Origin of the sequence: Cohnella ginsengisoli (assembly GCF_029525555.1) — a bacterium.
Taxonomy (GTDB): Bacteria; Bacillota; Bacilli; order Paenibacillales; family Paenibacillaceae; genus Cohnella; species Cohnella ginsengisoli.
In genome coordinates this window covers 16997-37767 of the sequence record NZ_JAPDHZ010000002.1, presented here as the reverse complement: position 1 = coordinate 37767, position 20771 = coordinate 16997, and the positions used below count along the sequence as shown (strand labels likewise).

25 protein-coding genes and 2 pseudogenes are annotated in these 20771 nt (G+C 49.9%); 8 read left to right on the top strand and 19 right to left on the bottom strand.

The window, feature by feature from the left end:
- Positions 1-206: DUF302 domain-containing protein (locus tag OMP38_RS00210; RefSeq protein WP_277563393.1), on the top strand; the 206-nt coding region annotated here is incomplete at its 5' end.
- Between the two features lie 283 nt (positions 207-489).
- Here the strand turns inward: OMP38_RS00210 and OMP38_RS35425 are convergent.
- Together OMP38_RS35425 and OMP38_RS00205 are read right to left on the bottom strand one after the other, a co-directional pair.
- Positions 490-633 (bottom strand): YheC/YheD family protein, encoded by a 144-nt coding sequence (locus OMP38_RS35425; protein WP_420869612.1) that lies wholly within the window; start codon positions 631-633, stop codon positions 490-492.
- Between the two features lie 46 nt (positions 634-679).
- Positions 680-1213, bottom strand: coding sequence for a YheC/YheD family protein (locus tag OMP38_RS00205; RefSeq protein WP_277563392.1), 534 nt, complete (start codon positions 1211-1213; stop codon positions 680-682).
- Positions 1214-1426: 213 nt separating this feature from the next.
- On the opposite strand from OMP38_RS00205, the gene OMP38_RS00200 reads away from it, so the two are divergent.
- From OMP38_RS00200 to OMP38_RS00185, 4 genes are read left to right on the top strand one after another with little or no spacing between them, the layout of a single operon-like run.
- Positions 1427-1573: a hypothetical protein gene (locus tag OMP38_RS00200; RefSeq protein WP_277565239.1), complete on the top strand. Its 147-nt coding sequence runs from the start codon at positions 1427-1429 to the stop codon at positions 1571-1573.
- Complete coding sequence (locus OMP38_RS00195; protein WP_338130459.1) at positions 1551-2207, top strand: ABC transporter permease; 657 nt, start codon at positions 1551-1553, stop codon at positions 2205-2207. The genes OMP38_RS00200 and OMP38_RS00195 overlap by 23 nt, the downstream gene beginning before the upstream one ends.
- 18 nt (positions 2208-2225) lie before the next feature.
- The gene (locus tag OMP38_RS00190) at positions 2226-3368 is read left to right on the top strand and encodes a taurine ABC transporter substrate-binding protein (RefSeq protein WP_338130458.1); all 1143 of its coding nucleotides are present in this window, start codon (positions 2226-2228) and stop codon (positions 3366-3368) included.
- Positions 3317-4015, top strand: coding sequence for an ABC transporter ATP-binding protein (locus OMP38_RS00185; protein ID WP_338130371.1), 699 nt, complete (start codon positions 3317-3319; stop codon positions 4013-4015). The genes OMP38_RS00190 and OMP38_RS00185 overlap by 52 nt, the downstream gene beginning before the upstream one ends.
- A gap of 78 nt (positions 4016-4093) precedes the next feature.
- Here the strand turns inward: OMP38_RS00185 and OMP38_RS00180 are convergent, their stop codons facing one another.
- The 7 genes from OMP38_RS00180 to OMP38_RS00150 all read right to left on the bottom strand — a co-directional run bounded on the left by OMP38_RS00180 (position 4094) and on the right by OMP38_RS00150 (position 9026).
- Entirely contained in the window at positions 4094-4909 is an 816-nt protein-coding gene (locus OMP38_RS00180; protein ID WP_277563390.1) for a glucosamine inositolphosphorylceramide transferase family protein, read from the bottom strand.
- A gap of 4 nt (positions 4910-4913) precedes the next feature.
- The gene (locus OMP38_RS00175) at positions 4914-5114 is read right to left on the bottom strand and encodes a hypothetical protein (RefSeq protein WP_277563389.1); all 201 of its coding nucleotides are present in this window, start codon (positions 5112-5114) and stop codon (positions 4914-4916) included.
- A 107-nt stretch (positions 5115-5221) separates the two neighbouring features.
- Positions 5222-5566: a helix-turn-helix domain-containing protein gene (locus OMP38_RS00170; RefSeq protein WP_277563388.1), complete on the bottom strand. Its 345-nt coding sequence runs from the start codon at positions 5564-5566 to the stop codon at positions 5222-5224.
- Positions 5567-6580: 1014 nt separating this feature from the next.
- Complete coding sequence (locus OMP38_RS00165; protein ID WP_277565116.1) at positions 6581-6784, bottom strand: WG repeat-containing protein; 204 nt, start codon at positions 6782-6784, stop codon at positions 6581-6583.
- A gap of 319 nt (positions 6785-7103) precedes the next feature.
- Positions 7104-7571, bottom strand: a complete 468-nt coding sequence (locus OMP38_RS00160) for an anthrone oxygenase family protein (RefSeq protein ID WP_277563387.1) — start codon at positions 7569-7571, stop codon at positions 7104-7106.
- 405 nt (positions 7572-7976) lie between these two features.
- The gene (locus OMP38_RS00155) at positions 7977-8216 is read right to left on the bottom strand and encodes an aldo/keto reductase (protein ID WP_277563386.1); all 240 of its coding nucleotides are present in this window, start codon (positions 8214-8216) and stop codon (positions 7977-7979) included.
- Positions 8217-8228: 12 nt separating this feature from the next.
- Positions 8229-9026, bottom strand: a complete 798-nt coding sequence (locus tag OMP38_RS00150; RefSeq protein ID WP_277563385.1) for an NAD-dependent epimerase/dehydratase family protein — start codon at positions 9024-9026, stop codon at positions 8229-8231.
- Between the two features lie 86 nt (positions 9027-9112).
- Here OMP38_RS00150 and OMP38_RS35420 point away from each other — a divergent pair, with 86 nt between their 5' ends.
- Both OMP38_RS35420 and OMP38_RS35415 read left to right on the top strand, forming a co-directional pair.
- Positions 9113-9295, top strand: a complete 183-nt coding sequence (locus OMP38_RS35420) for a winged helix-turn-helix transcriptional regulator (RefSeq protein ID WP_420869570.1) — start codon at positions 9113-9115, stop codon at positions 9293-9295.
- Positions 9270-9374, top strand: a complete 105-nt coding sequence (locus OMP38_RS35415; RefSeq protein WP_420869569.1) for a winged helix-turn-helix transcriptional regulator — start codon at positions 9270-9272, stop codon at positions 9372-9374. Before OMP38_RS35420 ends, OMP38_RS35415 begins: the two co-directional genes overlap by 26 nt.
- A 277-nt stretch (positions 9375-9651) precedes the next feature.
- On the opposite strand, the gene OMP38_RS00145 is transcribed toward OMP38_RS35415, so the two are convergent.
- On the bottom strand, positions 9652-10470 hold the full coding sequence (locus tag OMP38_RS00145; RefSeq protein ID WP_277563384.1) for an NAD-dependent epimerase/dehydratase family protein: 819 nt from the start codon (positions 10468-10470) through the stop codon (positions 9652-9654).
- Positions 10471-10713: 243 nt separating this feature from the next.
- On the opposite strand from OMP38_RS00145, the pseudogene OMP38_RS00140 reads away from it, so the two are divergent.
- Positions 10714-10849: pseudogene (locus OMP38_RS00140) on the top strand (AraC family transcriptional regulator); the annotation flags it as partial.
- 519 nt (positions 10850-11368) lie between these two features.
- Here the strand turns inward: OMP38_RS00140 and OMP38_RS00135 are convergent.
- The 9 genes and pseudogenes from OMP38_RS00135 to OMP38_RS00100 form a co-directional block, all read right to left on the bottom strand.
- Positions 11369-11806 carry a carbohydrate-binding protein gene (locus OMP38_RS00135; protein ID WP_277563383.1) on the bottom strand — a complete coding sequence of 146 codons (438 nt, stop codon included), beginning with the start codon at positions 11804-11806 and terminating at the stop codon, positions 11369-11371.
- 31 nt (positions 11807-11837) lie between these two features.
- Positions 11838-13262 carry a GH39 family glycosyl hydrolase gene (locus tag OMP38_RS00130; protein WP_277563382.1) on the bottom strand — a complete coding sequence of 475 codons (1425 nt, stop codon included), beginning with the start codon at positions 13260-13262 and terminating at the stop codon, positions 11838-11840.
- A gap of 89 nt (positions 13263-13351) precedes the next feature.
- Positions 13352-15532: an alpha-L-rhamnosidase gene (locus tag OMP38_RS00125; protein ID WP_277563381.1), complete on the bottom strand. Its 2181-nt coding sequence runs from the start codon at positions 15530-15532 to the stop codon at positions 13352-13354.
- Positions 15533-15729: 197 nt separating this feature from the next.
- Positions 15730-15996 (bottom strand): annotated as a pseudogene (locus tag OMP38_RS36585) (glycoside hydrolase family 78 protein); the annotation flags it as partial.
- A 57-nt stretch (positions 15997-16053) separates the two neighbouring features.
- A complete protein-coding gene (locus OMP38_RS00120) occupies positions 16054-16536 on the bottom strand; it encodes a carbohydrate ABC transporter permease (RefSeq protein ID WP_277563380.1) in 483 nt (160 codons plus the stop codon).
- On the bottom strand, positions 16533-17369 hold the full coding sequence (locus OMP38_RS00115; RefSeq protein ID WP_277563379.1) for a hypothetical protein: 837 nt from the start codon (positions 17367-17369) through the stop codon (positions 16533-16535). Before OMP38_RS00115 ends, OMP38_RS00120 begins: the two co-directional genes overlap by 4 nt.
- 5 nt (positions 17370-17374) lie before the next feature.
- On the bottom strand, positions 17375-18217 hold the full coding sequence (locus OMP38_RS00110) for a carbohydrate ABC transporter permease (protein ID WP_277565115.1): 843 nt from the start codon (positions 18215-18217) through the stop codon (positions 17375-17377).
- A 23-nt stretch (positions 18218-18240) separates the two neighbouring features.
- Complete coding sequence (locus OMP38_RS00105) at positions 18241-19740, bottom strand: extracellular solute-binding protein (protein ID WP_277563378.1); 1500 nt, start codon at positions 19738-19740, stop codon at positions 18241-18243.
- Between the two features lie 116 nt (positions 19741-19856).
- A complete protein-coding gene (locus tag OMP38_RS00100; RefSeq protein WP_277563377.1) occupies positions 19857-20765 on the bottom strand; it encodes a helix-turn-helix transcriptional regulator in 909 nt (302 codons plus the stop codon).
- Positions 20766-20771 lie beyond the last annotated feature (6 nt).

The window sequence follows — 20771 nt, the reverse complement described above, 5'->3', positions numbered from 1 at the left end:
GTCAAGCCAAGCGTGTATTAACTGAAAACGCATTGGTCGGATACTTTCTGCCTTGCAAACTGGCCGTGTATGTGGAGAACGGCACGACCAAGATCGGCATGCCAAAGCCGACGGCGGTGATTGGGCTTGTGGAGAACGACGCCTTGATGAACATAGCCTCTGATATCGAAAAGCGTTTGACCGCTTGCGTGGATAAGAGCATCTAAGTCATAGCTTACGAGGGCGCTGTCCCAAAAGCCCTTCTAAAGTTGAAACAAGAGGCTGAAATGAAGCCGAATTAGTAAAACGGGACGAAGCAGAGGTATTTTCCTGCTTCGTCCCGTTTACGTTTTTGGTCTACGGCTACTTTCTTGAGCAAATTATGGGCAAGAAACGATGATGGCGCACAAGCGACTTCTATCACGAAGCAACAGAGCATCTGAAGCAAAGGGCAGGAACGGTGACCGACAGGGACAGGACTGGGTCTTCCGATCGCTCATTCTAAGGATGTCATTTTCTCCAGGAGGCAGCAATCGACTTAATGCGGCGGTAGGCAGAACGGTCTTTCAGCTTTGCGAACAGCGTATGGGACGGATAATCGAAATTGACCTCGATTAACCAGACTTTCCCTGACCGATCGATTCCGTAATCGATACCGATCTGTCTGGAATACTTATAGCGGTCGAATCGGTTGCAGATCCTATAACTTAGCTTTTTTTAGCATCTCCATCTTAGCGGCATGGCTCTTTTGCCCCGCCTGACGAAGAGCCTCAGGCACGGACAATACGTATCCATTGCCTCGCCTAACGTTGGTAATCACGCTTCCTGCGCCTGCTACCTTAGCCAGCATCCCGATATAGGTCCAGCGGCTTCGATGACGCATCATCATGACGCGAATGTCGAACGATCTTCCTCCTGCTTTAGCGAGCGGAATCGCTTTTTGAACGACGTGAATCGGCTTTTTCCGAAGCTTGAGCTTGCGATGCAGCGCATTGGGGGAAGGTAATTCGGTCGCCTTTCCGCTAACCTTGACATACTTATAGCGGCCGGAATCCGTCTTCCAGGCTTTGATGATACCGGCGCCTTGATGTTCGTAATTCGGCTTGATATAGACGGATCCATATTTGTTCAAGTAGCTTCGGAGGCTCATCTTGCCATAGACAGCCGTTGGCGGCATATGGCTGCGGACAAGATTGTCTTTGTAATAAAAACGGTGAAGCTCCCATTTGCCCATCGGTTCACTTCTCCTCGAGGTTCGTCGCTCTTCTTCATTATATGGGCATCTGCGGGACCGGGTTGGGCATTTTCCGAATCGGGCTCGTCGCCGTAAGGGCTTCGGATTTTCAGAAATATGGGCCGGGTCGGATGTCCCCAATCGCTTTAGCGCACATATGATATTCCTACTTGGCAAAAAATTCTGGATAACTGTGGCTAATCGGAGGAGGAAATGAACAACAAACGGCTTGCTTTCTTTTTTGTCAATTGGCGTGTTTATCGTCCTTTTATGCGTTTGGATATTGGTTTCGGACAGCGGATTCGTTCCGCTCTTATTTTTGCCCTCTCCAAGCTCCGTGTGGCAAGCCTTTGTTTCTGATGCTTTTGGCCAGGGCTACCACGGGTCAAGTCTTTGGAATCATCTGGGCACGAGTCTCGCTCGAATTCTCATTGCCTTTCTGTGCTGCGTCCTGACGGCGGTGCCGATCGGACTATTATGCGGGAGATGGCATTCGATTCGCGCTATTGTCGCTCCGCTTGTTCATTTTTACCGGCCATTACCGCCATTGGCCTACTATACGCTTTTAATTTTATGGTTTGGAATCGGGGAGATGTCGAAGATCATGCTTTTATTTCTTGCTGGCTTCGCTCCGATTTTTATCGCTTGCGTGTCCGCCGTCGAAAGCTTAGATCCCGCCAAAATGCTGGTTGCTCGGATCTTAGGCGCATCGGGCTGGAAGCTTTTCCGATACGTCATTTTCCCTTCCACGCTTCCGGATATCTTTGTTGGCATGCGAACTTCTTTAGGGTTCATCTACACGACGCTTGTCGCAGCGGAGATGGTGGCGGCGGAATCGGGTGTCGGATGGATGGTGCTGGATGCCAGCAAATTTTTGAAGAGCGATCATGTCTTTGTCGGGATTCTGGCGATGGGATTGACCGGGTTGGTTCTCGAAGGTTGTTTCCGGTGTCTGGAACGTCTGTTCGTACCTTGGAAAGGCAAAGCCGAGTAATCGAGGAGGAGTGGTACAATTGAAATTTATACGCCTTGTCGGAATCGTTCTGCTTGCCGCCATGATGGGGCTAATAGCGGGTGCGGGGACCCGGGCAGTAAATCGAAGGAAATCCGTATCGGGTTTCAGACCATTCCGAACACAGAAGCCGTGGCAAAAGGCGCAGGATGGCACGAAAAAGCCCTGAGCGGATGGAAGGTAAAATGGGTTCCATTTGACTCCGGACGCGACGTAAACAACGCCTTGGCGTCTGACAGCATTGACATCGGATTGGTGGGGTCCACATTAGTTTCGACCGGTTTGTCAAAAGGGATCGATTATGAAGTGATATGGCTTGCAGACGTGATCGGGGACAATGAAGCCTTGGTCGTCAAAGACACAAGCGGCATTCAGGAGATAGGGGACTTGGTCGGAAAAACGATTGCCGTTACTTTTGGCTCTACCACGCAATATTCCTTGCTGGGCGCCTTGCAGGCTTCGCAAATCGATTCAGGCAAGGTTCATATCATAGATATGAAGCCGGCCGATATGCTGGCTGCCTGGAATCGGGGAGATATCGACGGCGGTTACGTCTGGCAGCCGACCTTGCAGCAAATGCAGCAAAACGGGGGACATGTGCTGATCACAAGCGGGCAACTGGCACATAAAGGCATCGTTACCGCAGACGTAATCGTTGTTCGCAAGTCCTTTGCAGAAAGTCATCCCGAGCAAGTCAAAACCTATCTCGCTTCGCTGAATAAAGCCGTGACGTTATTTCGAAGTCATCCCGATGAAGCTGCCGCAGTCGTAGCCAAAGAATTTGGGATTTCGCATGAAGAAGCCTTAGAGATGATGAAAGAATTGATTTGGCTTTCAGCCGATGAGCAGTTGACCTCCGATTATTTAGGAACGCCCGATCATCAGGGGGAACTTTGGGAAAGTGCTGGAGGATACGGCGCATTTCCTGAAGGAGCAAAACCTGATCGACCAGGTGCCTTCTCAAAAGGTATTCCAGGATGCCGTTTCTTCTCGTTTATTGCAAGAAGCTGTACGCGGAGCCGGGGAGAAGTCATGAAGGTTCTTGAATTGAAGCATATTTCGCTTGCGTATGAACAAGGCAAGAAAACATTTTGTGCCTTGCAAGACATAAATTTGACGATAGACGAGGGGGGGAGTTCGTAACCATCGTTGGACCGTCAGGCTGTGGAAAAAGCAGTTTGCTGGGAATATTCGCAGGAACCTTAACGCCAACGAACGGAGAAGCGCTCTTTCTTGGCCGAAGAATCGAAGGACCCAGTTTAGAGCGCGGAATCATGATGCAGCAGGCCACATTATTTCCTTGGTTGACCGCGATGGACAATGTGGCGTTTGGCTTAAAGATGCAAGGGATCTTAAAGCCAGAGAGAAACAGACGAACGCAAGATGCACTCAGAAGCGTTGGTTTGGAATCCTCGGTTCGACGATATCCTTATGAACTTTCAGGCGGAATGAAACAACGTGTATCATTGGCGCGAACGCTAGTGACCAACCCGAAGATCGTTTTCATGGATGAGCCGCTGGCTTCAGTAGATGCCTTCACTAAACGCCGAATGCATGATTTATTTGTAAAATTGTGGAAAGATACCGGAAAAACATTCGTTATGGTGACGCATGATGTTGATGAGGCTATTCGATTAGGAACAAAATTGATCGTTATGGGAGCCCATCCAGGCCGACTGATTGCTCAATACAATATTCGCGACGATAGTTGCGGCCGCGAATCGATGGAATATGAACGCGAGCACGAACGATTGGCGGAAGTTGTATTTGAATTGCTGAAAAATGAATGAGAATAGTATAGATCGGAAGCAGCTAGATTTGAAATTTAAGCGACAACGAAATCCTTTGATCAAAAGCAATTCGTCTTTTCACGAATTGCTTTTCATTTTGATCACCAAACGATACATAAATGAATGAACAATAAGTTGCAATCTTCGAATAATGTTGCGAGATAATTTATAAGAACTATAGAAAGGTCTCTGAATAAAACGTTTAGCCTTCCAAATGAGATAGTTTTGTTCCTTCATGAAATGTCCATCAACTGCGATGAGCCACTCGTCATCTTTTGTTTGGAGATGATCTACATGATGCATTCCATCCTTACGCCAGTTCCCTTCTTGGTCGGATCCAGTTAGCGAGCATCGCTCTATGATTTCCTCTGCATACTCGTACTCATTCAGCTTTTTGATACGAGCGGCTCTAACCATCTTTCCGTACGATGGAACTCCATCTTGCGTAAATCGGTAGAGTTCGCCTTCATGAAAAATAACTTTCCCAGCTGGCCGAGAGATGTGCAAATCGTTTCTAATAATCGGACTACATGGATGTTCATCCCACTCCCCGTCTATGCGGTTAGAGTAAAACAAATGAAGATTTCTTCCATCTTTGCTACCAACGAACATCCACCATATTTGGTTATAATTAAAAAGAGTCGGGTCCACAAATGGACCCGATAGCAGCTGTTTTTGCTTCTCCCAGTTATATGGGAATTGAATGGATTTATACAAAAATACGCCATCTGCATTCGATGACTCTGGTATCATATAATATTCATTTTCGTAAGAAAATACGAAGGGATAGGATAGGTGAAAATTTTCTTTAAGGACAACTTGGTCATAGATCCATTCTTCCCCGTTCGTGCTAATAGCAACTGCGATTTCACCGCGTTCAGATTGCTTATTCATCACTTCAAAAAAAAAGATAATACTTCAATCCATCCGAGACCATGAAAGGATCAGCAACAAACTCAGCATCAACATCAGTGATATCAGTGCTCCGAAGAGTAGGATAGGTAAAATCAAACGCGTTAGCTCGCTTTGGAAAGATCGTATCGCTTTTTAAGATCTTGATCGACCAAACTGCAAGCTCTATCCTTTTGTTAAGATTCAAAAATGTGCCTCCTCTGAAGAACGGTATAGCACAAAGTATAAAGTTCTTCAGGGTACAATTCAACTATAGATGAAATTATATTTACTTTAAAAAGGCTTCTTCATTATTTACGAAAAAATGAACGAAGCCAATCGGCCAGTAAGTCTCCCTTTTTTGTAATAAATTTCATCCTTCACTTTATTGTTTATAGCGCTCCATATTTCAAGTTCGGTTTCGCTTAGGTTGTGCACTTGGCTTTGCTCATCATCAATAAATTGAGCGAAATAGTCCAATGGAACCCCATAGAGTTTTGAAATGTTTGTCATGACTTCAAATGAGGCCGATTTCCTTTGCCCTTTTTCAAGTAGACTCATATATTGTAGTGTAATCCCTGCCGTAAATGCCGCTTCCTCTAAGGTTAATCCCTTTTCTTTACGCAAACGCCTTAATTCTTGACCTAGTCGCTGACTCATTTGTATCCTCCTGCCGACAGGATTCGTTTTAAATTGAATACATAGTACCAGCTAATTACTGCCTCTAAAAACGTGACCCAAAATTCCTCAAGCAGGAGGGGAGACTTTTTTGTATTTTCTTAACTCACAATGAATCCATTCATGCACAAGTGTATCTAGTTGATCCGGATAATCGAGTTTGTGATTAATAACAATTAAATGTCGGATCGGGTAATATACTCCTTTTAAGGAGCCTAAATCCATCAACAGGATCTGTAAATTATATCTTGTACTTATGAGAGAAATGAGCTGTCTAACGTGTGATTCGTTAACTTGCATTCTTCTCGAATGGCATACTTTAACAACTATTAGATAAGCCAAAAAAGCGGACAGGACAACCGGATAATTAAAATAATTAAATACAGCTAAATAAGGAAAGATGACACCAATTTCGAACCAAGTCGGTATGAAGGTTGAAACTACTGGCGATGTTGTCAGTTTGCCGGACTCAAGTGATGAGAAGAAATACGCGAGCACCCAATTCACCACAAAAAGTAGAAATAATGTTTCAAGGCGGGTGATGTAAGAGTGAGATGTCCAATTGTAAAAGAAATTACCCAAAACAATCGTAATTAAGCTAATTGACAAGGACGGCAGTAGATCATACCATAGGCTTAATCTTCTTTTTTAACCAAATTATCAAAGCATCAGGCACGAGGTAGAAGAAACTATATAAAATCGAATGTTTAGCAAAAATAATGAGGCCTATTACAATAATGAAATAGGGTAGCCAGATCTTGTTGAATATGTGCATGTAGAGCCGTTCAATGATCGCTATGGATATCAAGAATAAGACTAATTGCCAGTTAAACTTGTCTGGAAAAGTGATGAATTGTGAAACAATCACAAACGCAATCGCTGGAAATATCAATAAGTATATTTTGGATCTCAGAATTTTTGCCTTATTCATGTTTACCTCTTGGTATAGGGTTTCTTTTTCTAATCTTATCTTAATTTCTGCGTTTTTCATAGGAATTATCTTGAGGGTCTTATATTTACACAAAACCCGTATTTTATACATATGTCTATAGATTGAACTGAGCCCATCAAGCAAAAAATATCTTCAATCATAAACCCGGAATCTTCTCCCGCCCGCTCCTCGACAACCGCACGGCCCTCCGAGAAGTCGTGAGCCAAATCGAATTGGGGTTTGATCTTTATCTTGCCATTTTTATCGATATAACCATATTTCCCGTTTTGCTCAATTACGAATAATGGCTCTGTTCCGTTTGGCGTAACCCCCTATAAAGAACTCGGGGCTGACTATCTGGAACGCTTCAGACAAGAACGTGAAAAGCGACGTGAGGCTGAGATCATCCGCCAACTTCAAGCAAAAGGCTTTACCGTCTCTCGTCCAGCCTAATTCTTCCTCCAGATCCTTCGAGCAAAGATTCATTTTCATAAAAAAAGCAAGCTGTCGAGGCAACCTGCAAAATGTAGTTTTTAAACTATCGTTCTCCGTTTGCTGAATAACGGGCAAGCGCTTTAAAGTCTTCAATTACCAGTTAACCGAAGTGCCACAGCTATCAAAAAAGAATGCAAATGCCAAGATTGCCGCCGAGGAACGAATCACATCTAAACGCCCCCACATTCGAACTAGCAACTTCCAATTTCTTGGTGGTGCATCGGGTTGCCAGTCGAGCGCGCCCTTGTTAATAGGAAGAGTGCCGATAAGTGTAATTAACAAAAGGGAAATCAAGGCAAGAACTCCCGCCAACCAAAAGCCGAAAACAGGCTCAGTCCTAACACCCGTAATTAGTGCGACAATCCCTAACACGATTGTCGGTAAAATAATGGCGGGCACCAGTACTCGCAGTCTCAGTATTAGTGCTTGACGGGCTTTAATATGTGATTGCTCGTCCAGAATTGCCAAGGACACATGCACACCGTAGCGAATCACGAACTCTTCGCCGGCCAGGATGCCAGCGAAAAACAGACTAACGAACTCAATAATGGTCTGATACATATCAACTAATCCCTCTTCGCATCCATTGGAATATAAGATTTTAGAACGTATTAGAATTTATTGGAATGTAACTAAACTCAATCCCTTCATAAGGTAAAGTATCAGGGAATTATTAATTGAATGTGAACAGGGGAATACGGCTTTCCACCAAGGTCTTTGCATAGCCTCCATCAATTTTAAAAAAAATGCCTTGGAACTAATAATTTAAACGAGTCGAAGTCCAGCCTGGAGTATTTGATTATCTTATCCCTGACAATGTCTTTAGATTTGTGTCATTAGAATACAATGTCCCTGCATTTGTGCATCTTGTTACAACATAAAGATTAAGACACAAAAATAAAAAAAGCTTGATTTCTCAAGCTTTTCGGAAAGCTATGTCCCCGCTTTTGTGTCCTTAGACATTGGTTATCGAACCTGAGCTGTTTGAAATGCTTCAATGTACGCTTCACTTAGACCATAGTCGTACGCCGAATCGATAAAATTGATTCCGACGTCGAGTATGGCATTCAGGATCCGTTCCGCCTCGCCGTCCGTTACAGGTCTGCCGCTCCAAATTCGCGGCCGCGGATTTCCATCGCTCCGAAGCCAAGCATCGTTACATCGTGTCCCGTTCGTCCAAATTTCTTTAAACGCATATTTATTCAAACCCCTTCCTATTCAGGTAGTATTCGAATCGTACTCCTTCATAAACGTGCCAAAGTTATAGCGCGGCGAAAATCCGAGCTCTTGCCGTTCTTTGGATAGGTCGGTCACTTGAATTTGCTGCGGAATGCGGAACCCTTGCTTTGTTATAAAATCCTTTGATCCAGGATAGGCCTTCTCCCAAACTTCGAGAGGAAATTCTGAATATACCCGTACATCCTGTTCGTCAAAAGGATCTTGACGTACGATATGGTAAGCACCGAATGGCGTTTTGCAAGATACCGCGCATTCGACGGCTTGTATGATGTCCCTTCGGTCTACCCCGCCGTGCAGCATTCTCTCGCCATAATGAAAAATGTCGCGGTAAGGCGTAAAGTCAGCTGGTCGGAGCATGATGATCTCAATCCCGTGATTTTCGTGATAAAATTGGCATAATTGCTCGCCGATTTTTTTCGTATAGGAATAGAACGATGAACCGTAAATAGACATGCTCGACAACCACACGACGCGACGAACGCGGTTTCGAACGGCGGCTTGGAACATATGAAAGGTTCCGGTGACGTTCAAATCGTAGAATTCTTGCTCGGTGCGTTGTCCTAGATGAACGCCGTGAAAGGCGGGGGTATGAATAATTACCTCTACCCCTTCAGTTGCCTCCAACAAGGAGTTGGGTTCACGGACGTCGGCTGACCAAAACGGATGCGGCGAATTGATAGGCACGGCGTCCGAGAGCCGAATTCGATGATTGGCGGACAAAACCTCTGCTGCGCCTGTGCCTACGCTCCCAGAAGCTCCGGTAATGAGAATGTTCAATGCTGTTCCTCCTACTCGGTTACTTCCATGATGAGTTGCAAATCTTCCTCGGTAAATAGCGGTCTGACGGATGCCGAGGCGTTTAATTGTACTTGCTCGGGGTTTTTGGCTCCGGGTATGGCAGTCGATACGGCAAAAAAAGGTTTGGCGAATTGAAAAGTTCAATTTTCGGCATCAGTTCGAAAGCGCTAACTGATACTTTGCGTCACCTTGAGAATCGTAACATTCTGATTCGTGAGGCTCATGCAATCATTCCCCCCGACGGTTGAGTATCATTTGACCGTAAAGGGACAAGCGCTTCACAAGATTATTCACGAAATGAAGACTTGGGGCAAAGAATGGGCTTAAATACGATTACCGACTTTATATGTTACCCATTATTCAGGGAATGTCATTTGGCAGAGCGGCATGAACTCAATTAAAAAACGCACTATTTATTCGAACAGTCGAAAAAACAGGGCTACTCCCCCACCGGAAGGGCCCCTGTTTTTTTCTTCTTTAATAGCTGTGAAACTTACGATCGGGGCTCCACATATTAAGCGGCTTTCTTTTTCTTGAATTTCGTCATTGGCTGTCCTGCGGAAGCTCAGAAGGCACAATCAGATTACGGATCTCCAGTCCGATCTCATCTCTCTTTTTTTAGATTTCTTAAGAAATCCACGAAGCCAACTTTAGGCTGCCAACCGATTACGTTTTTAGCTTCCGATAGGTCATGCTGTTCTACCTCATTTGGCAGCGAGATCTCGTATTTTTCGAGCAATGCCATCGCACCGGGCACTTGTCGCTCGCACCATTCGGGACCTAGCCGGGCAAAGTCGACGACAACCTGCTCCGGCATTCCATGGTCGGTATGCACGATCGTCCCAAAAAGCTTAAACGCTTTCTTATTTGCTGCAGTTAGCGCCTTAACGGTCGCGGAAGCGATGTCCCGACGGTCTACGCCGTTCCGCAGAAGACGAGCGCCGAACTCGAGATACGGGCGTGGGATGAATTCATGATATCGAAGCATCGCGATGGACGCCCCCGTCATCTCATGGTAGGCCCTGCAAAGATCTTCGCCAATCACCTTGCTGACTCCATATACGGAGCCCCAGCCGTAAGCCATCGACGAGGCGTAAACGATCGACCGGATCCCCTCTTGCCGGCAAGCCTCTAGTACGTTGAAGGTGCCGTCGACGTTGACGGCGAAGATCGTGTCGTCGCTAACTGGCGGTTGATGCGCGCAATGCCATGCGGCAAGATGAATGACCCCATCCATTCCGTGGACCGCATGACGTACGTCCGAGGCCGTTCGCGTATCACATCGTACGAATTCGGCGTCTCCGAACTCCATTGTCCCCGTCCGAACGACGTCCGCCATGCGAACGTTATGGCCCGCCTGAAGCAGCGCGCGGCTCACCGCTTGACCGCCGTTGCCGAATGCTCCCGTTACAAGCACGTTCATTCCGACAAGCCTCCTCTTCATTTCCGCATTTTAAATTTGCTAGATCCGCATCCAAGCATTTCCATCGATAGCCCATGCCCCCAAATCCGATCTTGAATACTTCGATAGGGTTACTTTTGTACACGGAAAATCCGATCTTGGAGGGCAACAACATGGTGATCACTCATTCCCCGCTATCCCTTATTGCCAAATGCCTCAGTACATTTGAATTGAATTAAGCTATCCCCCCCCCTGTTAGCTTAACGCCACCTCCGCTGTCAATCTACCCATGTGGCAGATGTCGCGTTCGAGGCAGGATATAAGAGCCCTTCCCAATTCAGCCGGGAATATGCTCGCTTGTTCGGATTCTCCTGCGGGTGATATCAAGCGGTTTAGCTAAAAGAATCGAGATGCTTTCAATTAACAACATGAAACCCACACCTCAATTTTACGCCGTCACTTATGGTACGGTTCATAGTAGCAGCTATTGCGCAAAATCAAAAAGGCACCCGAGGAGGTGCCTTTTCAAATAACATTATTGGTGCTCGAGGATATGCAAAATAGTACACTTTTGGCTCGTAGAGCATGGCCAGAAACTGCAATGCTTGAAGTTATTTCTGACTGCAAGTCATTCCCCCCAACCGGCCATCTATCGCCCCTAGAGGCACCAAGCCATGTCCGTAAAGGAATCTCGGATTTTTTGGCCAAGGTAACTTCATCACTACACTTACTTTAAGTCAGTATCTTCAAGGAACAGAAGGAGCGAAAACTCGCCCCTTCTATTTCCCGCATATATTTAGGTTGCCGAACTGGACGGTACGTTCTCTCTTCTACGGGATAGCCATTTTCTCATAGGAGAGATTCTGCGAATAATGCGAGCATTGCGCAACAAGCAGCGTTTAAGGTAGCAGCTTCTTTTTTACACGGCTGAAAGCACGACGTCGTCGATGAAGTCTGTATTGTCTCCAGTCGTCGTACCGACGAAGCTAATCGAATGGGTGCCCGCCGTTGCCGTGAAATTGCTCGTCGTGAGGGCCGCGAACGTACCCGTCGAAGGCGTATAAGTGCCGATCAAGGTCGAATCGAACATGACCTTGAAGGTTTGCGTACCGCCGTAACTCGTTCGTTTCGCCGCCTTAAAGGTGACTTTATACGTACCCGCCGCCAGACTGACGAGCTGGGACATCGTTCCGCTATTCTGAACGAAAGCAGTCTGCACCCCCAGCGGAGCGGCCGAAGCGCCGAAGTCGCCGCCGTTGCGCTGAATGCCCGCATCGCCCGTAAACGTCCAAGTCGCGCCTAATGGCCTGTAAGCGAAGTTCGTGGTGGTCGGCGATTCAAAGCTTCCGTTCGACACGACGCCGGGGCTCGGGGTTTGCTCAGTCAGTTTAATTCCGATAACCGATTCGTACGGCGTCCAAAAAGGATAGGGTCGCGTTCCCGCTCGCGTTCGTCGTGAACGAGGTCGTGAAGCTTACCGCCGTTCCGTTCTGCCACAGGCTCGCCTCGTAAGCCGCGGCTACATACGACGTGTTCGCTTTTAATCCGTTAAAATTAAAGTTCAGGTTATCCCCGCCCGAGGTGGACGTATTGACGACCCAAGCGACCGGATTCCCGCTCGCGTTGGTCGCGCCGCCCGCCACGATCGTCGATGCTCCGTTGACCCAAGAGCTGCCTCTCAAGGTGAAAGCGCCGGCCCCGAGTCCCAATTGTTTGGCCAATACGCGATAGGTGTTCATCTTCGGCGTCAGGCTTCCGTTCGAATAGATCGAATAGAAATCCGGATGCGTCGTTTGCTTGTTGAAAGCAAAGTAGCCGGTTCCCGCAGCGTTGTTCCATATCATATCGTTCAATCTTTGGGCGACGTAAGGAATGGCATGAATCGAATCATTGTTCATCGAAGAGCCGATGTATTGCCAATCCCAATTCCATTCGGTGATATAGATCGGCATATTGGAGACGCCGTTCGCGGCGGCCACGTTCCTTAAAGCCTGAATATTCGGCTCGCCGTTAGGGACCATCTGATATTGGTGATAGGACAGGAAGTTGACGTTCGGCTTAATGTTCGCGTCCTGAAGCAAGGCATTCGCCCAGCTCGTGTCCGTCGTCGACAACGAAGGCCCGCCGATCGGGATCGTGGCGTTGACGCTGCGGACCGCGTTGGCCGCATGCGTGTAGATCGCCTTGTAAGCCGCCAAGCTGTTGGCGTAACCGCTATTCGAAATATCGAGGAATTGGGCGAGATCCGGTTCGTTCCAAACCTCGATGAAATCGATCTTCCCTTGGAATCGCTGCGTAATTTTCTTAATGATGTCCTCGTAGACGGTCCAGTTCTTCGGAACGCCGTTATTCGCGTTGTTAGAAGACAACCAACCCACGTTATAGGACAAGATGATCATGGTCTTGAGCCCTTTGTTATGGTAGGTGTCCACCCACCCGTACTGGCTCCAATCCCAATTATTCGGGTCGTCCACGCCGCCCGAGACGGACATGTCAGCCAAATATTGCGCGACGGTCGTATTCGGCAGAATTTGCGATAAATAAACGTCGCGGCGGGCGAAGCTAATGCCTACGGAGCGAAGGGAATCCACGTCGGATGCGCCGTCGAGCTGGTTGATCGCGCCTCCGAAGACATTCGGGCTGCGTTGACCCTGGCTCTGATTGAATTGAATCGTCGCGGACGTCGCCGCGAAGCCGACCTGCGGAAAGGATAAAAGAATCGTCATGGTCATGATCGCAATTAGAGCCAGCGAGATCCGCTTATTCCCATTCACACCCTTGAACAAACTGTTCTTCACTTGAGCCTGGTTCATTGAATTCACTCCTTCGTTTTATGAAAGCGATTTCAATATAAGGCGACTTGCTCGATCATCGTCACCTCCTTTCCATTAATTTACTTGGGTTACGGACGAGCTGACCAGCTCACTCGATATTTGCCGGACCCCAGAACGATTCGGTTGTCCTCTGTTTCGTAGTCGACGCCTTCGAACAGAGGCTGCCCGCTTTCGAAGAGCGAGATCGGCTCCCGCAAGCGTTCCGGCAGCTCGATGACGATCGACCCGTTTGCCGGAACGACAGCCTCCAGCATCAATAAATCCCCGTCCCGCTTCCAGCCGGCGGCATACGTTCCTCTGATCGTCGAGATCTTCGCCTTGGCGCATGCGAGCTTCGAAGTAACCGGCGGCTTTACGACCATTCGCGCGAAAGCGACGGATTGTTCGCACATGCGCAAGCCCGCCAAATGCTCGAACATCCAGGCACTGATGCTCCCGAACATCGGATGGTTGCGGGATTCCAGCCCGTCCCATCTCTCCCAGAGGGTCGTAGCGCCGTTTTTGATCATATAGCCGTATCCGGGATATTCGTCTCGGACGGCCAGCGCGATCGCGGTATCCGTCTCGCCCCAATCGGCCAGCGCGTCGAACAGCAGACCGGTTCCGAAAATGCCCGTATCAACGCAGCCCCCGAGCGCCTCCGAGTACCGCCTCAGCAGCCGGCTTCGGATGGCCGGCTCCCGTTCGGGCGGAACGCAGCCGAGCGCGTAAGCGAAAAGATCCGCTCCCTGTCTGCCGATCGAATAGCGACTACGCTCCGGGTCCAGAAATCGCGCATTAAACGCCAAGCAAATGTCGGCGTATCTTGCCTCGTAGCGTCGCTGATCGTCTCCCCTACCCAGCACTTGCGCAATGCGTCCGAGCAATTGCGTGACGTAAGCGTGAAAATAAGTGTTCACGACGCGTTCTGGCAGTTCGATGGAACCGGGGATGCACCAATCGCCCAGGCACCAGCTCCCCGGCTCCTCTCTCTCGACGATGCATCCGTCATCCGTGCAGCCTTGCAAATAGTCGACCCATCTCTTCATGCCCTCGTAGTGATCCCGAAGCAGGCTCAAATCGCCGTAAGCCCGGTAAACGAGCCAAGGCACGATGACATAGGCGCTTCCCCAGCCCGGTCCGCCTCCGCCTCCGTTAAAGGGAGCGGTATGGGGAACGAAGCCAGTCTGGACGTTCTGCGCGTCGCCGATGTCTTGAACCCACTTCCGGTAAAAGGAGGCCATTCCGAAGTTATAGATGGCGGCCTTGGCCGTAATGTGGCCGTCCCCGGTGTATCCTAATCGCTCGCGATGCGGGCAATCGCTCGGAACGCCGCCGTGCAGATTGCTCAGCTGGGACCAACGGTACAAATGCTGAATGCGGTTAAGCGTCTCGTCCGAGCATTCGAAGGAACCGATGGCATCCACCGAAGCGTGGACGATAACGCCGATCGCGGCGTCGTCCGCCGGCTCGCCGGGAAAGCCCGATATTTCAACGTAACGAAACCCGTGCCAGACGAATCTTGGCTCGTAATCTTCAATGGCGTCGCCCCTCGAAATATAGACGTCATGCTGAATTTGGTCCGTTCCGCCCGCGCTCGTAAAGTCGAGCGTGCCGTCCGGGTGCAGCTTTTCCGCAAACCTGAGGGTAAAGCGGGAGCCGCCGGGCGTCGATCTCACCCGCAATCTGACCCATCCCGAGAAGTTTTGACCCATGTCGTAGACGTAACGCCCGTCTCCAAGCTGCGTTCGGCTTATCGGCCGAATCGTGCCCATGACTTTATCCGCAGGAGACTGCTGCGCCCTTAACACGCCGCTAGGCGCCGTCATGATTCGTACCGGTTGCCAATCCGATTCGTCGAAGTCCGATTCGCTCCATCCTTCGATCTCGCGTCTGGCGTCATAAACCTCGCCCACAAAAACGTTATCGAACAGGATCGGCCCGCACGCGCAGCGCCAGCTGCCGTCGCTTACGAAACGCTCAGTGATGCCATCTGCGTATTTAATATTCAATTGGAGAAGGAAACGGGGATTTCCGTAAGACATTCGGCCTTCGACCGTACGCGCGGTTTGATTGTAAAATCCGTTGCCTAACATCGCGCCGAAACGATGCTTCCCCACCGTCAAATCGGCAGTGATGTCGTAGGCAACGTAATAGACCGATTTTTTTCCGTTATCATTATAAGGATAAAGCAATCCTTCGATCGTTCGATCGTCGTAGTCGCTCCAGTTGGGATCGAGAACATGATCGCCGACTTTGCTGCCGTCCAAGTAGAGCTCCCCCGTATCCCAGGCAAGCGAAGTAAACGACGGCGCGCTCGCACGGCTTGCCGACCGAGAACGTTCCGCAGAATAGCGGAGAGCCCGCGATATCCGGCGCGCCGATCCATTGTCCAGACCAATCCTCTTTTTGCAGTAGCCCGGTATGAAAGTAGGCCGTTTCGCTGGGCTCCCCCCTCGCGATCCGTTTCGTCCCAGGCGACGACGCGCCAGTAATATCGCGTATCGCTCTCCAACCGATTTCCCTCGTAAACGACATGATAGCTTTTATTCGACATGACTTTGCCCGAATCCCAGTGCAATTCGCGCTCCGCATTCAGCTTCCCCGGATCGTCGGCAACCGTGACCCGATACGCGGTTTGCGACCGATTGCGACCGTCGGCGCTTAATTGCCAGCTGAAGCAAGGCGATTCCGTCTGAATCGCTACGGGGTTCGGCAAGTATTCGCAAAGCAGATGGACCGAAAGAATTTTAATCGCCTCCTCCTAGCAATGAGCATCCGATCTTTCCTGCTATCCTTTGACTCCCGAGAAGGCCACGCCTTTCTCGATATACTTCTGCGCGAAGACGAAAATCACGAGCAAAGGAATCATCGAAATAAACGAGCTGGCCATAATCATGTTCTGTTGAACGTTGCTCTGATTTTGCAGATCGTTCAGCGCGACGGTAAACGTCCAATACTTAGGCAGGTTGTTAACGACAAGCGGCCAGACGAATTCGTTCCATACCGGGATGAACGTCAGCACGCTGACGGCCGCGAAGATCGGCACGGATAGCGGAACGACGATCTGAAGGAACGTGCGAAATTCGGAGGCCCCGTCGACCCTCGCCGCTTGCAAGAGCTCCTTCGAGATTTGATCGAAGAAGCCTTTGAACAGGAAGATAATAATGCCCCAGGCGGAATGAGGCAGAATGATCGCCCAAAGCGAATTGACCAGATTCAAATCCTTCATGAGCAAATACAGCGGCAATAGCAGCGAAATATCCGGTATCATAATCGTCGCCAGAAAAAAACATAATCCAAAAGAACTGCCACTTTTTGTTCGTGATCAGATGAGCGAGCGTATAACCGGCCAATCCCCCCGAGTAACAGCTGTATCGCCACCGAGGACAGCGTCACGATCGCGCTGTTGATGAAATATTTCGTGAATCCAAGCGGACCGGCCGCATTCATCGCGATCTTGTTCACCGAAATAAAGCTGTCGAATAGGCGGATCCAGGCTTGTTTCTCCTCGATCGTCGCGACTTTTCCCTGAACGATCTCCGAAGAACCGTAAAAATCCGCGAACCGCGACGAAAGCTCGCTCTCCGCCACGCCCTTCCTGTCCGAAACGTCGCCTCCTCCGTCCCCGTACCAAGTAAACTTGGACAGCTTTTTCTCGCGAATCATCGGAAGCTTGCGATCCATCAACTGATCGGTAAACAACGTGGAAGGAACGATCGAGGGCTGTCCGGCCCGAAACGAGGACGAAGCCATAAAGGCTTGGAAGATCATCTTGCCGTCCCGGATGCCGGTAATTCTGACTTCGCCGATATTCTCCCGTATATTCTTCATCCAGGGAAACCAGGTCGCTTCCATGGCATCCTTTTCGTAATCCGCCCGCTCCATCGGCCCAAGTCCCGAATAATCGAGCGTGACCCGGATCGATTGGGGAATCTGAGGGATCCACTTGGGCGGATAGGCGTCGATATCCTTATCCGATTTGAACGCCGAAGAAACCATCCATAGCACGGGAACAAGGGAAAAAACCGTAAAGAGAATCGTCACCGCGTAAGCCGTAAAGGTAAGAGACCGCTGCCCTTTCTCCGCCATGCGCGTTCGTTTCATATCGCTCAATCCTTTTCAGCGGAGATTTTATTTTGCAGGACGGTCAATAAAGCGATCACGAAGAACATGAACAAGGACATGGCGCCCGAAATCCCGAAGCGCGATTGCTGGAAGGCCGTGTTCACGACCAGCATCGATACGACGGTCGTGCTTCCCGCAGGGCCGCCTTGCGTCATGACGTAAATATTGTCGTAAGCCAGCAGGACGCCGGACATGAAGGCGATGAACTGGATCACGATTATGAAGCGGATGTTCGGCAGCAGCATCGTCCACATTCTTCTCCAAGGACTGGCTCCGTCTACTTTCGCCGCTTCCAAGATTTCCGTCGGAATCGATTTGATCGCCGAATAATAGAGCAGAAGCGAGATGCCGTTGCCGGCGAACACCGCGGGCAATACGATGGCCAGCTTCGTTATATTCAAGTCGTTGAGCCACATGTACGGGCCAAGGCCGAAAAATTGGAGCCAATAATTCAGCAAACCGTAATCGGGGTTGTACATCCATTTCCAGACGAGTACGCCCGCGACCGCCGGCATGATCGTCGGCAATTGGTACATGAAGCGAAAGAACGCGTTCGCCTTGCGAATATCGCTGAGCAGCAGCGCTTGCACGATCGGAATCCAGAAGGTTAGACCCAGATAAAGCGCGAAAAACACGAACGTGTTGGATACGGCCTGCCAGAAGGTCGACGAGGAAAGAAACTCCGTATAATTGGCCAGGCCGATGAACTTCCCGGGCGGATTGACGATGCTGTAGCGAAAGAAACTGACGCGGACCATGCTTAACAGCGGATAGTATTTAAACAACAAATAGCAGAGCACGGACGGTAACAGAAACAAGACGGGCATCCAACGGATGTTCGTTATTCTCGTCATAAGGTTCGTTCACCCCTGGAATAGCATCGGGATTCCCTCTTCGAGAGAATCCCGATCTCTTTTATTTTTTTTACTTCCTCGTTATACTTATCGATGACTTCCTTCTGCGCGAGATCCTGCGCCGTCTGCAGCACGGCCTTCAGATCGGTATTCTCGTTCAAGAGCGCCTGTTGGATCGGCTTGACGATATAAGGGCTGAGGCGCGCTTTAAGGAAATATTCCAGATGCGTGTCTTTCGCAGCCGATTGAACGCCGCTCACGACCTCCGCCGGCAGGCCGTCGACGAAATCCGTCACGTCGACGTCGGTCCGAACGGAGAGCAGGTTCGGGAACATGCCGTTGTCCTTGTTGTATTGCAGCACCGATTCGAGGTACGCTTTCGATGTAATATAGGTCGCGTACGTAAAGGCCGCCTGCTGCTTTTCGGGAGAAGACTTCGGATTGAGGATCCAGTAGCTTCCGCCGACTTGCGAAGGCGCTTTGCCGGAAGGACCGACCGGCAAGGCAGAGAAGCCGATGTTGTTCAGGTCCATGCCTTTGGCTACGAGGCCCCCGATCCAGTCGGATCCCGCGATCATCGAAGCCGCGCGTCCCGTATAGAAGTCCTTCTGGTTATCGTCCAAGCTCTGTACGACATTCTTTTGCGTCGCTTTATACTTGAATTTCAAGTCTTTGTAGTATTGCAGCGCTTGGATCGTCGCGTCGGACGTGAACGTCAATTTGGCCGTGCCGTCCGGCTGCTTCTCGGTCAGATCGCCGCCCGCTTGCCATACGTAGTACTCGAAGAACCAATCCGCCCAATCCATGCCGAGAATCGCGTAGCCGTATGTCCCCTTGGAGGCGTCCGTCATCTTCTGCGCGGCCGCTCCGAACGAGTCCCAGTCCTTCAAGGACGCAGCCGGATCGAGTCCCGCGTCGGCGAACATTTGCTTGTTGTACAACAGTCCCGTGACGTACATGTCGTTCGGAACGCCGTAAATTTTGCCGTCTACCGTCGCGGCGTTCAGGGACGAAGGCAGATAGCCGTCCTTGCCTTCGAAGCCGTTCCAAAGATCGGTAATGTCTGCCGCAATGCCTTGCGCGATGTAAGATTCCATGTCCGGATACGGGTTCTTGTACAGATCGGGCTGCTCCCCGCCGGCTACCGCGGTCATGAATTGCTCGCGTTCTTTCTCTTTGGTCTGCTCGACGTGAATGACCTTGATATTCGGGTACTTCGCTTCGAAAGCGGCGAAAGCCTCTTCCTTGAAGGCCTTGTCTGCCGCGTCGGCGCTCGGTTTATCCCACACGACGATCTCTACGGGTTCCGCTTGCGCGGAAGCGCCCGGAGATTCGGAGGCCGATGCGGCGGCGCTGCTCTCAGGGGCGGCGTTCGTACTCGGAGACGCGTTTCCAGACGCGTTGCCGTTACCGTTGTTCCCTCCGCATGCGGCGGTCGTCAAAGCGATCGACAGCAATAACACGGATGCGGCGGACATGCGAATCTTCTTTTTCATTCTAGCCAGCTTCCCCCCTCGTGTACGTTTCGTCTTGCTTGTTTAAATTATAGGTCCGCCGATTCGCAGGTTTAAGCGAATATCTTAACGTGTTATTCCGATTCGATATGAAATTTTTAAGTTGAATGCAAGCGTTCCCGGTATTGCTTGGGCGTCTCGCCATAACACTTGCGAAAGACGCTTCCGAAGTAGGCAGCGTCTTCGATGCCGACTCTTTCCCCGATTTGATGGATTTTTAAATCCGTGTCGCTTAGCAGCTCGGCGGCCATCTTCATTCGCAGCGAGGTTAAATATTCGATGAAGCTTTCGCCGTATTTTTCTTTGAACCGTTTGGAGAAGTAATTCGGATGAATGGAAAACCGCTCGCCGATGGACTGCAGGGATAAAGGCTCGGCGAAGTGATGATCGATATACGCCCGCACGACCTCCATCACCTCTTTCCCCGACCGGTCTCCGCTTCTGGCAAGAACGCCGATCACGTTCGAAGCCAATCCGATCATCCGTTCTTCGATTTCGCCGATTCGCGTGATCTGCTGCAGCCAGCGCAGCATGTCGTCCAACTCGCCGATCGTCCATTCCGCGTCTACGGCATTGGCAAGCAAATATTTATTGAACAGCAGATAAAGATCGACGCAAAACCATTCGATTTGCACGAAAACGGAATTCGGATCCTGCGCGATCGCGCCCAGGCGCCGTTTGGTCCATCGAATGATTTGATCCGCATCCAGACGATCCAGCCATTCCGCGAGCAGTTTGCCGTCCTCGCTGCCGATGATGGATTGCCTGTTTGCCTTATAGGGGAGCTGCGCGGTCCAATGCGACACCCGGTTGCCGCCATGGAGCACCGCGTTCCGTGCCGATTGCTTCGCTTCGCGGTAAATCTCCTGGATGCGGTCAAGCTTATCCGCGAACGGACCGATCCCGACCACCGCGTTGATTTTCAAATACTTGCGAACGCCGTAAGCGACCGTGTCGGCCGCGGAAAGAACGATTGATCGATCTTGACCCGCTTTGAGACCGAACACATATAT

Bases quoted from the DNA above. Each gene is read 5' to 3' on its own strand.
- OMP38_RS00205 (WP_277563392.1), bottom strand. From the start codon at position 1,213: ATGGGCAAATGGGAGCTTCACCGTTTTTATTACAAAGACAATCTTGTC.
- OMP38_RS00200 (WP_277565239.1), top strand. From the start codon at position 1,427: ATGAACAACAAACGGCTTGCTTTCTTTTTTGTCAATTGGCGTGTTTAT.
- OMP38_RS00180 (WP_277563390.1), bottom strand. From the start codon at position 4,909: ATGAATAAGCAATCTGAACGCGGTGAAATCGCAGTTGCTATTAGCACG.
- OMP38_RS00170 (WP_277563388.1), bottom strand. From the start codon at position 5,566: ATGAGTCAGCGACTAGGTCAAGAATTAAGGCGTTTGCGTAAAGAAAAG.
- OMP38_RS00160 (WP_277563387.1), bottom strand. From the start codon at position 7,571: ATGTATCAGACCATTATTGAGTTCGTTAGTCTGTTTTTCGCTGGCATC.
- OMP38_RS35415 (WP_420869569.1), top strand. From the start codon at position 9,270: ATGCAATCATTCCCCCCGACGGTTGAGTATCATTTGACCGTAAAGGGA.
- OMP38_RS00145 (WP_277563384.1), bottom strand. From the start codon at position 10,470: ATGAACGTGCTTGTAACGGGAGCATTCGGCAACGGCGGTCAAGCGGTG.
- OMP38_RS00130 (WP_277563382.1), bottom strand. From the start codon at position 13,262: ATGAACCAGGCTCAAGTGAAGAACAGTTTGTTCAAGGGTGTGAATGGG.
- OMP38_RS00120 (WP_277563380.1), bottom strand. From the start codon at position 16,536: ATGATACCGGATATTTCGCTGCTATTGCCGCTGTATTTGCTCATGAAG.
- OMP38_RS00115 (WP_277563379.1), bottom strand. From the start codon at position 17,369: ATGAAACGAACGCGCATGGCGGAGAAAGGGCAGCGGTCTCTTACCTTT.
- OMP38_RS00110 (WP_277565115.1), bottom strand. From the start codon at position 18,217: ATGCCCGTCTTGTTTCTGTTACCGTCCGTGCTCTGCTATTTGTTGTTT.
- OMP38_RS00105 (WP_277563378.1), bottom strand. From the start codon at position 19,740: ATGAAAAAGAAGATTCGCATGTCCGCCGCATCCGTGTTATTGCTGTCG.